We start from the raw sequence: 13,965 nt of genomic DNA on the forward strand, positions 1-13,965 counted from the left end.
TGTCACATTTATACTTTACGCCATTCTATTAAATTAATGGCACATTCCCATCTGGATCATATAGATCAAAATCAACATGTACATTCATGCTGGATGACCAATTATTTAGTTCACCGACTTTAAACCCTTTATTCTTCAGTTGCTCATACAGTTCTACTATGTTTTGACAATTCAAATTAAAGGCCGGATATTCTAGAATCTGCAGATGCTCATCAGCTTCAATTAAAGTAAGTAAAGGTGAATTTTCACATATGATATAATTCACCCCTCTGCCATTATCCCATTGTTCTACATCTCGCAGTTCAAGCCCTAAACCATCTGAATAAAATAACATGGATGTTTCTAAATCTCTCACTCTTACACTGCTCCTAGATCGTTTACAGTCATTTCAATACCTCCAATATTTCTTTTAAATCAATTTAAATAAAATACATATTTCTGATAATCTCTACAAATCCCTCTTTGTTGAGTAGGAAAATCGTTCGACAATAGTAGGAATAAGTTAGTAAGTTGCAGAATTTATTTTTCGAATCGCATAAAATCAAAAGGAGATAAGAAAATGAGCGAATTCAAGGCGAAAATCAACACAAAAAATAAAGGGAAATTTGGAAAAGCTATTCAAGTGCGTTTAGTATCTGACTTAAAAAAATCACAGGAATACTACCGTGATGTGCTCGGTTGTAAAGTAGATGATTGGGGTCACGCAGAACGGAATGGCATGATCGTTTTGCTGCAGCAGGCGAACTCCTCTGATGATGTAAGACCAAATGCCTTGTCAAAAAAGCGGACAGATTATCCAACTGAATGGGAAGGACCTGAATACGGATGGGATACATTTATTCATACAAGTTGGGACGAATTGGACGATTTAGTTGAAGAAGTCCGTGGAAATGGAGGTCATATAGCTGTTGAGCCGTTTACTGATGTACACGGCAAATGGGAGTTTAAAAATTCTTATATAAAAGACCCGGATGGGTATAACATTGTATTGGGTTCTATGCGTGAGATTCAGTGATACAATAGGGATTTGCTCAATACTGATTATACCTTGTATAGAAAAGCTTCTAACTATTTAAAATTGTTGAGCTTTCTCAAAAGGGTCTTACCCATTGATTTCGGGAAAGCTTTACAGGTGGATATTTACCTATTTATTTTATCATAATGTTAATTTAATTAAACGTTTGTTTAAAACACTGTTCATCTAGCGATTATTTTGAGCAGAAATTGAAATTTTATTGCCAAAACAACATAATTCAATCATCCTCCATTGCAAAAGAAACATCTTTCTAACTCTGCAATTGGTTGCTACACTTTATAGAATTTCCTGGGCAAGCGCAATAATTGACTTTTTCCAGCAATAAAGGATAGTATTCGTGGGTTTCAATTCACCAATATCCTTGTTGAAATGATCATTACCCTGAATCGTTGCGCCAGTCTCCATTAGTTCCTTTAATTGTTCGATTAAATAATAGCTCACATAAAAAATTATTCTTATTTAGGGTAATATTATGCTAAGTTAAAATTAGTATCTTTTGCACCCATATAAAGAAAGGTAATATAGAGAAAGGAATGAGTCTAAAAATGTTAACGTTTATTCTAGTGGTTCTCATGTTATTCCTAATCCCTGGCCCTGCGGTTTTTCTAACCATATCTCAAACAATTAAAGGTGGAACGAAAAATGGAATTGTTACAGGGTTAGGAATTGCTCTAGGTGACTTAGGGCATACTTTTGCAGCCGTACTTGGACTATCCGCTATTTTAATGACTTCTGCCCTTGCTTTTGAAATCATAAAATATTTAGGTGCGGCATACTTGGTTTATTTAGGGATATGTGCTTTGATTGAAAAATCGAAAACAACAAAGAAACCTGTTATAAAAGAAGGTAAAACGACTGCGTCCTTTCGACAGGCTTTGTTCATTGAATTACTTAACCCAAAGACGTCATTATTTTTCTTAGCCTTCTTGCCACAATTTGTGCAGACAAACGGAATTCCCGTTACCATACAACTATTAGTCCTTGGATTAACCTTTGTGTTTATGAGTATATCTTATACGACACTTTTAGTTTTTCTAACGAGTACTGTAGGTAATAGGTTCTTTTCTAAAACGAATCGATGTTCTCACTGGATTGGAAAAGTAGTAGGGATTGTATATATAGGTTTAGGTTTAAAATTGGCTCTACAAACACAAGAATAAAAAGCCTGTATCATGATTACTTGGTAACCTAAGATATAGGCTTTTTTATTAACAATTTGTTACCTTCCTTACTATATAACTTCAATAAAGCTGTTCCTAATTAAACGTTTTCCTAAGAACAATTAAACTTCCTTCTTTTCTCTTACAATTGCGTCATCGCTTTCAGACTTTTCTTTAAATAAAATAAAGAAGAAAATGGCGACGATCGCTGCAAAACCTGCCGGGTATAACCAGAAGTTTTTCCATTGTAATAGTGCTTCACTTCCTTGGGCAGTTACCGTCGAATTGAAAAGTTCACCAGCAATAAGTGAACCGAAGAACATACCGATCCCATAAGTAACTAATACGATCAAGCTTTGTGCTTGTGCCTTAACTTTTTCATCTGCCTTTTCTTCGGCGTACATAAAGCCCGTTACGAAAAAGAAGTCATAGCAAATTCCATGTAATGCAATACCAATGTACATAAATAGGGCTGCTTCTTCTGGTGCACCAAAACCGAAGAAGACATAACGCAATGTCCAAGCAATCATTCCGACGAGTAGCATATATTTGACACCAAACCGTTTAAAGAAGAATGGAATTAACAGCATAAATAAGGTCTCGGACATTTGCCCAATCGTCATCACACTTCCAACATTATCAAATCCAACAGTACCAAGGAATGGTGATGCGAATGAATAATAGACAGCTAGCGGTATGCATATTAACATGGAGCAAACAATAAAGATCAAATAATTTTTATCCTTTAACATCGCTAATGCATCAAGGAAAAGCAAATCGCGAACAGATAACGGTTTGCCCTTTGCCGGCGCAGGTGTGTGCGGTAATGTAAAACTGTACACTCCGAGCAGCAATGAAACAGCAGCAGCGATTTGGAAAATAATGATGTTATCTGAATAACCTAATTGACCGATTATGATCCCGGCAACAATCCATCCGATTGTTCCAAACACCCTTATATAAGGGAAATTTTTAGAACCTGACTCTAGATTTTGAAACGCAACATTATTTGTTAGAGCAATTGTCGGCATATAACAAACATTATAAATAAAAAGAATCCATAATAAAGCGGTTGCATTTCCTGATTCGATCAATCCAGGTAACATCCATAAGAGCACGGCTCCAATCAGATGCAGAATTGCGAGAACTTTTTCTGATGGAAAAAATCGGTCAACCACCATTCCAAGAAAGAAAGGTGCCACGATTGAGGCAATTGCAGCTACTGAATAGGAAATGCCGATAATCGAAGACAATCCGTAATTACTGAGTACCAATCCTGCCGTAGCATACCAGGCACTCCAAACAAAAAACTCCAAAAACATCATAGCTGATAGTCGTGGGACAATAAGAGCATTTCTTTTCATCTGTCATCCACTCCTTTAAAATTGTCTTATAAAAAAGATATGTACAACTCTCCAAATTAAACCAATTTTTGAAATTTCTTTTCCTTTTTTAATAGTGCCAAAAAGCCGCAGCCAATTCACTGCGACTTTTCTTCACACCGATTAAAATGTCTCCATAAGCTGGGTAATGGCTAGAAAAACAAACATAATGACACAGCCAATTAGCACACTGTTTGCCACCCATTTATTTCGGTATTCGGCTGCTACTTTTTTTGAATTAAGTAAAACAACTAATGAAATGGCTAGAAAAGGCATGAATAAAGCACCTAATGCCCCATAAATAATAATTAACTGTACCGGCTTTCCAAAGAATAATAGCAGTAATGGCGGAAAGCTAAGCCATGCTAAGTAAAAGCGATAGGCTGGATCTGTTTCCTCAACAGCTTTTGCTTCATAAGCTTTATTTTTACGAGCCTTTAAAATTCTTATAAAATCCGCAAAAAGATATGGAACACCATTCCAAACACCTAATAACGAACTAAATGCTGCAGACCAAAATGCAATTAAAAATAGCCAGCGCAGCGGTGCTCCGAATTCATCTCCAAGCATTTGAGCAAGTGTCACTAAGCCTTGATCGCCGCTGATTGTAACCCCAGTTCCAAATAAAAACTTTGCACCGATTATTAAGGAAGCCATTGTAAAAATGGCTGTCACAGTATATGCAACTTTTGAGTCCGTTCTCATGGTTGAAATCCAGCTGCTGCCTTGCCAATTCTTTTCTTTTAGCCAATATCCATAAGAAGCCATTGTAATCGTCCCGCCAACACCGCCAATTAATCCAAGCGCCATCATAAATGAACCTTCTGGAACCTTTGGAACAAATCCCCCGGCAAATTCACCAAGACTAGGTAAAAATAAAAGAGCCGTACCAATAATAGTAATAAACATAATCGCAATTAATGCTGTCATTATCCTTTCGAAGAGAAGATATCTTCCAGTAAAGACGAGGAGGAAGCCTATAACTGAATGGACAATCGCCCAGCCCCAAATTGGCATAATCGGAAACATGGCTTCCATCGCCATCCCGCAAGTTGAGGCAGCAGCAGCTCCATAGACAAAACCCCATATGATCGAATACGTGCTAAAATATCCAGTCGCCCAGCGCCCAAGGGAGCGCCACCCTTCTAAAATCGTTTTTCCAGTTGCCAAATACCAGCGGCCAACCCCTTCATTTAAAAAGTATTTTAGAACAGAACCAACGATAATTGCCCATACAAAGGTCATTCCAAAGGATGTCCCTAAGACAATAGCGGTAATCATATCGGCAGTTCCCACACCAGTAGCAGCGACAGCAAGTCCTGGGCCAACATTGGACAATTTCTCCTTTATCGTGCTTGGCGCTTTAAATGTCTGACCTGGTTGTCCCCCATTTTTTACCTCTATTTCGTTTTTCATCGTTTTACCCCCTAAGGTTAAAAGTTGTCTGCCATTCCCTCTTCTTTCCCCCTAAATACAATTTTCAAAAACAGTGGCAATTCCCTGTCCTCCAGCAGTGCAAAGTGTTGCTAATCCATATTTTTTCTTTCGTTTACGCAGTGCATGAATCAATGTGACACTGATTCTCGAGCCGCTGTTTCCGATCGGGTGACCTAAGGCGATGGCACCACCGTTGACATTCACCTTTTCTAAAGGACATTGAAGTTCTTTTATGACGGCAAGTGACTGTGCAGCAAATGCTTCATTTAATTCGATCAGATCGATATCGTCTAACGATAACGAAGCAGATTTCAACGCTTGTTTAGAGGCATGAACTGGACCGATGCCCATTCGATCAGGCGCTACTCCGCTTACTCCCATACCGATGATTTTGGCTAGCGGTGATAAATTGTATTGATTGAGTACCCGCTTTGACACAAGCAAAAGCATGGAAGCGCCATCATTTAAACCCGATGAATTACCTGCCGTTACGGTTCCTCCTTTCAAAAAGACAGGTTTAAGTGCAGAAAGCATGTCAAGATTTGTTTCTCTTGGATGTTCATCCTGTGTAAATGGCTTTGCTGCTTCTTTTCTTTGTGGCACATAGACAGGGATAATTTCATCTTTAAAAAGACCGTTCTGAATAGCAATTGCTGCCTTTTGTTGACTATTCAATGCGAATTCATCCTGTTCCTTCCGACTTATGTCATAATCCTGGGCAAGATTCTCAGCAGTTAGTCCCATTGTCAGTCTACCGTATATGTCTTGCGGCTGTGAACCCGGCTGACTTTCTTTGTTAGGATCTAACAATTCAGCATTCCCTGAGCGATATCCAAAGCGTGCATTTCTCAAATAATAAGGGGCGGTACTCATACTTTCAACCCCGCCGGCTATCACCGCATCAGCCATTCCTGCTTTTATGCTCATGTATGCATTTTGGATCGCTTGCATTCCTGAGCCGCATTGGCGATTGACAGTATATCCAGGTATTGATTCGGGAAACCTTGCTGAAAGGAGAGAATAACGTGCAATATTTGATTGGTCTTGTGTCTGCTTTGCCTGACCGATAATCACCTCATTGATTGACTCTATTGGAATCAGCTGTTTTGAGCGAAGATCTTCATACAATGGTAGCAATAGCTCATCTGGCTGAATATTAACCAAAGCTCCTCCTAGTTTCCCAATCGGGGTTCTTTGGGCACTTACTATATAAACCTCATTTTCCATGTTTCATCCCTCCTTAATTGCATCAGCGATAGCAAAATCACTTTCTGTTTTTCTTTTTACTTCATCAAGAGTTGCCCCTGGCATCAATTCAATAAGTGTCAGTATGTTATCTTGCCTTTCAAATACAGCTAATTCCGTGATGATCATATCCACCTTCCGATTGGAGGTGATTGGGTATGTGCATGTTTTAACGAGCTTAGGCTCCCCCTTTTTATTTGTATGGTTGGTTGTCACAATAATTCTTTTCGCTCCGCTCATTAAATCCATTGCCCCACCAACACCCATTATCGTTTCACCAGGTATTGCCCAATTGGCAATCAATCCCGATTCATCTACCTGAAGCGCACCTAAAATGGCAACATCAATATGTCCGCCGCGGATCATCGCAAATGAATCCGCACTGTCAAAATAAGCGGCTCCGTTCGCTTCACCTACTGGCAGCTTGCCGGCATTAACCAGCAATGGATCAATCTCTTGCTTTAGGTCATCAACCCCTAATAAACCGTTTTCTGTGTGTAAAAAAATCGAAGGTGAATCAATATACTTGCTGACAAGTGTCGGAATCCCAATCCCAAGGTTCACGATATGTCCATCCTGTAATTCTTTAGCTGCTCGCATGGCAATGCTTTCTTTCGGTTTTAAAAGCGTGTTCATCTTATGATCACCCCTTCTTTCGTTAAGATTTTTTCACTATAGATTAGCGCATCAACATAGAGATGAGGTGTCACAATTTCCTCGGGATTCAGCATTCCTGTCTTAACAATTTCATCTACTTCAACAATCACATAATCGGCAGCTGTTGCCATTATCGGGTTGAAATTTCTTGCTGTTTTATAGTAGGTCAGGTTTCCTAATTCATCTGCTTTATGTGCTCTGATGAGAGCAATATCAGCTTTAAGAGCAGGCTCAAAACAGTATAATCGGCCATCAATGTCTCTTATCTCTTTGCCCTTGGCAAGCTCGGTTGAGACAGAGGTTGGTGTATAATATCCACCTATGCCAGCACCTCCTGCTCTTATTGACTCGGAAAACGTTCCTTGAGGCAAAAGCTGAACATCGATCTTACCAGCATGATACATTTCAGCCACCTCCCGATTACTTGTGAAATAGGAGCCGATTGCTTTTTTGACCTTTCCTTGTCTCAGCAGCTCCCCAAGTCCCTTACCTGCCTCCCCTAAATTATTACTAATAATGGTTAGCTCATTGGCGTCATGCTTTGTAAGTGCATCAATTAAGGTTAGAGGTGCTCCAACAAGCCCAAATCCGCCTACCATAATTGTTGATCCTGTTGTAATTGGGCGGATCGCGTCTTCAATCGCTCTCTTTTTTCCCACTCTTTTTCCTCCTTTATATTTTGTAAATGACTGTGATTCCTTTTTCAACAGCTCATTTTACTTAGCGCTGGACTTTTCGGAGAATACAAAAAGCCCAGTCTTGGCCATAAGAAAAAGGAAATACAAAACATTTCCTTACTTCCAATGGATAAGCTGGGCTTTCTTAAATCGTATGAAATGGGTATATTTCATCATTAAGAAGACACTATCCGTCCGTAAGTTTGTTAACGTTTTCAGTTACGTCTAATATTATAGTAACAAATGAATCGAGCAGGTTCAAGACATCTCTTCAATTTTTTTCTTTTTTTCCATATACCGTTTATATGCAGCTTTTAATGCGACAATCACTGAATTTGTTGATTGTGTATAGTAATGAGCTTCTATTCTTTGGATGAGTGAATCTAATCCGTTTGACAAATCATACCCAACAATTAATCTGTTCAAAAAATCACGTGCTAAATCTGTTATAAAGGTAAACTCTGCATTTACAATGACATTCGTTCCAAAATCAATTTCCAACACAATTCCAGACGTTTTATAAATTTCAAACATTGCACTGCCTTGCGGGGCTTTTGCATATCCAGTTACTAATACTGTTTTCATTTTAAATTGTTTAGTCATGATCGTTAGCATCCCCTTTATCTTTAACATTCTTCTGTTTTATTTTAAAGGAAAAGCAGAGGAATTGATATTTATTAATCATAATATTATCTAAAATATAATGATAACTCTTTTCCAATAATTACGTTTGATAAACACTACATTTCTTACTATACTAATAGTTGTACGATAACTGATTTAATGTTCAGGTAATCGCTGCAGTATTGAGATTGCTGCAGAGGAAAGTCCATGCTCGCACAGTGCTGAGATGCCTGTAGTGATCGTGCCTAACGAATTAATAAGTTAGGGCAATTTGGCTTTATAGCTGAATTGACGGCGGGAAAAACGCCTAAGTCTTCTAAGATATGGCCGAGTATCCCTGAAAGTGCCACAGTGACGAAGCTTATTGGGAAACCAATAAGATGGAACGCGGTAAACCCCACGAGCGAGAAACCCAAATTTTGGTAGGGGAACCTTCCTGAAGGAATCCAAACGGATGGAAGGACAGAGTCTGTGCTCTGTAGATAGATGATTACCACCTGAGTACGAGGGTAAAACCGCTTCAGTACAAAGGAACAAAACATGGCTTATCGAACATTAATCGAACAGGAACGTACACGCAAAACCTTCATTGGAAGGTTATTTTTTTTGCTTAAAATACGAACAAAAGCGCAAGCGCCTTGCTCAGCCCCAACAAGCATAAGACGAATTGGAATAGAAGGCGTTTTTTGCCTTCAATTCCAATTTGGCTTATGACCTCGAGGGGCTAGGCGCTGGAGCTGGATGTCAAAGCGCTTATCCACAGTTCAAGCATTTTATAATTTCCTGGTAAACAATAAAAAAGCGCGTCAGCAATTATGCTGTACGCACCTATTAAATAGCAAATGCATGATTTCCAATCGTTTCCACTACTTCTCGAGTTAAAATCCAATCGCTCGTTGCTGTTTCCGGGTTATAAAAATATAACAACTCATCATTTTTATCTTCATTCTTCAACGCTTCTTGTACAGCTTTGTGCGCTTCTTTATTAGCAGGTTCATTAATGGAGCCGTTTTGAACAGGCTCAAATGCATTTTCTTCATAAATAACGTCTTTCACTGTATCCGGGAATTGTTCGTCTTCAACGCGATTCAATACAACAGTTGCAACGGCAACCTTTCCAGCAAATGGTTCACCCTTTGCTTCTGCATGAACAAGTCGTGCAAGCAAATTTTCTTCTTTTTTCGTAAGTGTTAGAGTTTCCTCTTTCTTTTCAACAAGCGCCATTGGTTCTATATCTGATTGTTCATTTTCTAAAAAACGTACGTCAATCACTTCTGATTCCTTCATTGCAATATCTTCTATCACTTCTGGATCCTTCATTTCAATATCATGTTTTTCCAAAATTAATTGCAGCGTGTCACCAGTCTCAATCACATCTACTTCTTTAGCATGTGATGAATTTGTTGGAATAACGGTATATGAAAGTACAAATGCAACGGAAAAAGTTAAAATAAATGATTTTTTCATATTGTAAACCTCCTGTTTTTCTTTTTTAAAATTGAAACAGGCCCAAGTACAAGGCTAACAGGTTTACAAGTACAAAACATTAGTGAATGATTGGCATTTTTACCAATGTTGTTTAATGGAGATGAAAAAAGATTTCGATTCACTGTCTCGTTTCTTTTATATAAAAATAAAAAAGGGTAGCTCTATTTGATTCGAGTTGCCCTTATCTTTGTGCTACATTATTTATTTAACTGTTCTGTTTCCAAGCGTCCGGCACCGTACAAACGGTATGCACCATGCATGGTCGGTCCAACATATTCATTTAGCTTCCAGCCATGGCGGATCGCTTCTGTAATAAAAGCTTTTGCAACGTCAATCGCTTCTAAAACTGATTTCCCTTTTGCCAGTTCCGCTGTAATCGCAGCAGAAAATGTACAGCCTGCACCATGAATATAGGTCGTATCGATTTTTTCATTTTCATAAAGCTTGAATTCATTGCCATCAAATAATAAATCAACAGCTTTGTCATGTTGTAATTTGCTGCCGCCTTTGATCACAACATATTTGGCACCAAGCTGATTAATTTTTACTGCCGCTGCTTTCATTTCATCAATGGTTTTGATTGGTCCAATTTGCGCTAATTGACTTGCTTCAAATAGGTTAGGAGTCACAACTGTTGCAATCGGTACGATCACCTCTCGCAATGCATCAGCTGTTTCAGGGTTAAGAACCTCATCCTCTCCTTTACATACCATGACAGGATCGATGACAACCTTTTCCAATCCAGCCTCTTTTATTCTACTTGCAGCTGTTTCTATCGTTTCAACTGTACCTAGCATCCCTGTTTTTACAGCATCAATTCCGACAGACAAAGCTGTATCCAGCTGCGCTTCCAAGGCATCATTTGAAATCGGAAAAACACGATGATGCCAGTGATTATTTGGGTCCATTGTTGCGATAACGGTTAAGGATGTCATTCCATATACGCCTAGCTCTTGGAACGTTTTTAAATCTGCTTGTATTCCTGCACCACCGCTTGTATCAGATCCAGCGATTGTTAATACTTTTTTCATTGTCATTTTATGTACCTCCAAGTTGATTAAATCGATTTATTAGTTATGATTGTGATCATACTGATTATTTTAATATGATACTCCTGGCATTCCAAAAAGTCACGCATCAATTAGCATACCGATAGCTTCGTTTGAAATCCCTTTGAATTTTCCATTTTTTATAATAAAGTTCAAAAAAATTTTTGCGTCACAGAGAAATTCCCTTGCAAATGATTGGAATGGGCTATTTCCTTTGTTTTTACAACAAATTGAATGAAAATATCCCTCCAATAGTGGAAGGATTATTCTACTAATAATTAATAGTTCATTATTGCTTTCCAAAATTCTTTTGCTACAGCTTGATACCCATCTGAGCTTAAATGGATATCATGTGGATTGGGAATATAGTCTTTTTCTTGTTTTTCGATCACTTTTTCTGTCGGTACGAAGGTAGCATTGGACGCTTGTGAGACAGCTTGGATAGTTTGATTTAATGCATCCAATAATGGCGATAACGCTTCTTGCTGGTCTTCAGGCAAGTGTGGGAATGGATGATAGTAGCCCATGACATACACGTTTGCATTTGGATTTAGTTTACCGATTTTATCTAAAATAACATATAGATTCTTTTTTATGCTTTCTAACGTAACTTTTGCCTGAGCTGGGTCCTGTTGGATCTGAGTTAATGAAGTGAGTAAATCATTAGCACCAATATCAAGTGTAACAACCTCTGCTTGTTTGATAGCTTCTTGAATTCCATTTTCATTTGTCATTAATTGATTTATGACATTAGCTGTTTTAAATCCAGATACCCCAAATTTTGTTAAATCAACATGATAATTGGATTGTTCAAAACGATCCACTAAATAATCAGCATATCCATCACCAAGCTGTCTATATGGTGTTTGTCCTGCTGCAAGAGAATCACCTAATGAAACATAATCCACTTGTTCTTTATTTAGTTCCTTCGCGAATGAACTAACTGGTAATGCCGCAAAAATTGCTCCCATAATTAAGAAGCTTATAATCTTTTTTCTTCCGTTCATCCTATTCACCCTTACAATATGATCTTTGCAGAAGATTTCAAATTAAAAACATAATTCCTTCTGTTTTTTATGTAATATGTAATGCTTTTCAAATTTTAATCACTTTTTCCATATTTAATTGAATTAATTTTTTAATATTCCTAAATATTCAGTCCAAGGACCAACATCTTCCTTGTATCTTTTAGCCATTACCCGGACAATTTGAGCAATATGTGTTAAATCATGAACAACCCAGGTTGAAAGCAATTCTCTTATCTTCACTACACCAAATGACGGGTGAAATCCCGTTATTTCAAGTTGGGTATCAGAAGCGATAAGCTTCTTTAGTTTTGATATGTTTTGCGTTCTTCGTGTTTTAAATTCATGCAACTTTTCTTCGATCGAACTTTCAGAATATTGATTCAAGTGAGAAAAACGATCAAAAACAGGAAATGGTTTGCTTTCTCCTTCCTGAAGAATCATTGCTAATCTTGGTATCCAGTTATGTTTTTCGCCTTCAATCAGATGATCAATTACTTCGAAGACATTCCAGGAACCTTCCCCTTCATTACATTGCAACCAGTTATCAGATAAACCTACTAAAAAAGACTCCAATGTTTTCGGTGTCCGCTCAAGTAACTCAATCGCTTCTTCCATTGTAAAATTCATATCATGGCTCCCTTCTAACAGCGCATCAAAGAAAAGGACAACGCAAAATCGTTGCCCCTTGTAACTATTTTTTAATCATTAACATCGAGTTCGCATTTACCTGAAACTCATAAGGAACTTTTCGTTCTTCCACAACAAATCCCATTTGAGTAAGATCGGTTATTAATTTATCAAGATGTTCATATCGATTCCCTTCTAAATCAACCAATGGGAAAATACGAACTTCCTCTTTTGTCACCCTTAATAATTCAGTAACCGTATTTTTATGAAAATCGAAATTTAATCTGTCTGCATAGGTAAACAAAAAATGGGCAGACAGTAGAATATCAAATTCCGCATCTTTAAATGGCAAAAAGGGCAATGTCACAGGAACATATCTTTCATTTGCCTCTTTCATATCATCGGTACATTCGTTTAAGGCTCGTAAACGGTGTTTTCTAAGGGTATCAATATTTTGAAAGCAATCCCAAACATAATGGCTTTTTACTTGTTCCATGTGCTCCATCGCGTGTTCGATATCTTGAAGACCTTTCTTTTTCAGATCCTCTCTTGAATGATAATAGGCAATGTCACAGGCTGTAACATTAAAGCCTAAATGATTACCGACAGCCGTAAACGAACAAGCCCCTGCCGGACAATCAAGTATTTTCTTTCCTTTTAGCTCTTCCTTTGAAAGCGAGAACATCCTCATGTATTCTTCAAAGGTTCTTCCGATAAAAATAATTCGTTCTAAAGCTAATTTTTCACTCTGCTCAACTCTGCTCAACTCATCTCACCTCTTCATAAAGAATTAACTACATATTATCACAGCTAATTGGAAATGTTAACCTATACATTCTTATAGTGGCTTTCTTTTTTGGAAAAATTCCATATATAGCTTGTTATCCCAAATCATTAGCCGATAATCAAAAGTCATACAGCTAATTATACTTCCAATTAAAATAAAAATTGCCATACACTCTTTTATTTTAATCTCTTTTTTTACCCTATGCCTTAGCGGATAATCCTTTTGTTCAAGTTATCATTTGTTATTTATGAAACTGTCAAGGAATAATTCCATCGACCAGCATCATAATAGGTCAAAGGAGTGTGATTTTATGACAAATGAAACAGTTATTGAAGAATTAAATACATTATTAAGAGGGACTTTTATGGGGATTCGCTCACTTGAACATTATATCCAAAAGCTAAATGACAATGATTTAAAGAGAAGCTTTCAGTCGATGCAACAGGAAGTGAAGCAAAATGCCCAGAAGTTAGCTGAACGGATCCAGAACCTTGGCGGTGTTCCTGCTGACGATGAGGGTGTATCCGGCTCGATGCATAGCTTTATGCATAAAGTCATGCTGCCTGATGATACAGAAGGGATCATTGAGGATTCTTTAAAGGGAATGGATAACTATGGTGTTCATTATTCTGAAGAACTTGTAAAAGGTGATTTAGATCCACAAAGTCGGCAAATTGCTGAAGAAGTGATTGATACGAGTCGGAGACATGTACAGCAATTGAAACAATTATTACATTAATATTGAAAAAGAAGACCATTCCATTTTGG

The 13,965-nt window shown here is 37.8% G+C and carries 15 protein-coding genes and 1 other RNA gene; 4 read left to right on the forward strand and 12 right to left on the reverse strand.

The features are described from left to right. Positions 1–28: 28 nt before the first annotated feature. On the reverse strand, positions 29–355 hold the full coding sequence (locus ACSVDH_RS16510) for a VOC family protein (protein WP_439251365.1): 327 nt from the start codon (positions 353–355) through the stop codon (positions 29–31). A gap of 204 nt (positions 356–559) precedes the next feature. Between ACSVDH_RS16510 and ACSVDH_RS16515 the strand changes: the two genes are divergently transcribed. Next, positions 560–1,015: a VOC family protein gene (locus ACSVDH_RS16515; protein WP_439251366.1), complete on the forward strand. Its 456-nt coding sequence runs from the start codon at positions 560–562 to the stop codon at positions 1,013–1,015. A 554-nt stretch (positions 1,016–1,569) separates the two neighbouring features. After that, a complete protein-coding gene (locus ACSVDH_RS16520; RefSeq protein ID WP_518616677.1) occupies positions 1,570–2,196 on the forward strand; it encodes a LysE family transporter in 627 nt (208 codons plus the stop codon). A gap of 122 nt (positions 2,197–2,318) precedes the next feature. Here ACSVDH_RS16520 and ACSVDH_RS16525 read toward each other — a convergent pair whose 3' ends face one another. From ACSVDH_RS16525 to ACSVDH_RS16550, 6 genes are all read right to left on the reverse strand, one after another. Next, positions 2,319–3,560, reverse strand: a complete 1,242-nt coding sequence (locus ACSVDH_RS16525; RefSeq protein WP_439251367.1) for a nucleoside permease — start codon at positions 3,558–3,560, stop codon at positions 2,319–2,321. 141 nt (positions 3,561–3,701) lie between these two features. After that, positions 3,702–4,994: an Nramp family divalent metal transporter gene (locus ACSVDH_RS16530; RefSeq protein WP_439251368.1), complete on the reverse strand. Its 1,293-nt coding sequence runs from the start codon at positions 4,992–4,994 to the stop codon at positions 3,702–3,704. A gap of 51 nt (positions 4,995–5,045) precedes the next feature. Beyond that, positions 5,046–6,242 (reverse strand): thiolase family protein, encoded by a 1,197-nt coding sequence (locus ACSVDH_RS16535; protein ID WP_439251369.1) that lies wholly within the window; start codon positions 6,240–6,242, stop codon positions 5,046–5,048. A gap of 3 nt (positions 6,243–6,245) precedes the next feature. Continuing rightward, positions 6,246–6,896, reverse strand: a complete 651-nt coding sequence (locus ACSVDH_RS16540; protein WP_439251370.1) for a 3-oxoacid CoA-transferase subunit B — start codon at positions 6,894–6,896, stop codon at positions 6,246–6,248. Continuing rightward, positions 6,893–7,576: a CoA transferase subunit A gene (locus tag ACSVDH_RS16545; RefSeq protein WP_439251371.1), complete on the reverse strand. Its 684-nt coding sequence runs from the start codon at positions 7,574–7,576 to the stop codon at positions 6,893–6,895. Before ACSVDH_RS16545 ends, ACSVDH_RS16540 begins: the two co-directional genes overlap by 4 nt. Positions 7,577–7,852: 276 nt before the next feature. Then, on the reverse strand, positions 7,853–8,197 hold the full coding sequence (locus ACSVDH_RS16550) for a DUF3870 domain-containing protein (RefSeq protein WP_439251372.1): 345 nt from the start codon (positions 8,195–8,197) through the stop codon (positions 7,853–7,855). A 180-nt stretch (positions 8,198–8,377) separates the two neighbouring features. On the opposite strand from ACSVDH_RS16550, the gene rnpB reads away from it, so the two are divergent. After that, positions 8,378–8,771, forward strand: an RNA gene (rnpB, locus tag ACSVDH_RS16555) — RNase P RNA component class B. 278 nt (positions 8,772–9,049) lie between these two features. Here rnpB and ACSVDH_RS16560 read toward each other — a convergent pair. The 5 genes from ACSVDH_RS16560 to ACSVDH_RS16580 all read right to left on the reverse strand — a co-directional run bounded on the left by ACSVDH_RS16560 (position 9,050) and on the right by ACSVDH_RS16580 (position 13,176). Then, a complete protein-coding gene (locus tag ACSVDH_RS16560; RefSeq protein ID WP_439251373.1) occupies positions 9,050–9,685 on the reverse strand; it encodes a cell wall hydrolase in 636 nt (211 codons plus the stop codon). 218 nt (positions 9,686–9,903) lie between these two features. Next, positions 9,904–10,743, reverse strand: a complete 840-nt coding sequence (gene pdxK / locus ACSVDH_RS16565; RefSeq protein ID WP_439251374.1) for a pyridoxine/pyridoxal/pyridoxamine kinase — start codon at positions 10,741–10,743, stop codon at positions 9,904–9,906. Positions 10,744–11,033: 290 nt separating this feature from the next. Next, the gene (locus ACSVDH_RS16570) at positions 11,034–11,762 is read right to left on the reverse strand and encodes a GDSL-type esterase/lipase family protein (protein ID WP_439251375.1); all 729 of its coding nucleotides are present in this window, start codon (positions 11,760–11,762) and stop codon (positions 11,034–11,036) included. 123 nt (positions 11,763–11,885) lie between these two features. Further along, on the reverse strand, positions 11,886–12,410 hold the full coding sequence (locus ACSVDH_RS16575; RefSeq protein WP_439251376.1) for a DinB family protein: 525 nt from the start codon (positions 12,408–12,410) through the stop codon (positions 11,886–11,888). A gap of 64 nt (positions 12,411–12,474) precedes the next feature. Continuing rightward, on the reverse strand, positions 12,475–13,176 hold the full coding sequence (locus ACSVDH_RS16580; protein ID WP_439251377.1) for an SAM-dependent methyltransferase: 702 nt from the start codon (positions 13,174–13,176) through the stop codon (positions 12,475–12,477). A 331-nt stretch (positions 13,177–13,507) separates the two neighbouring features. On the opposite strand from ACSVDH_RS16580, the gene ACSVDH_RS16585 reads away from it, so the two are divergent. Beyond that, positions 13,508–13,936: a DUF2383 domain-containing protein gene (locus ACSVDH_RS16585; RefSeq protein WP_439251378.1), complete on the forward strand. Its 429-nt coding sequence runs from the start codon at positions 13,508–13,510 to the stop codon at positions 13,934–13,936. The last annotated feature ends 29 nt before the right edge of the window (positions 13,937–13,965 follow it).

Origin of the sequence: Metabacillus sp. Hm71 (genome assembly GCF_051842955.2) — a bacterium.
GTDB lineage: Bacteria > Bacillota > Bacilli > Bacillales > Bacillaceae > Metabacillus.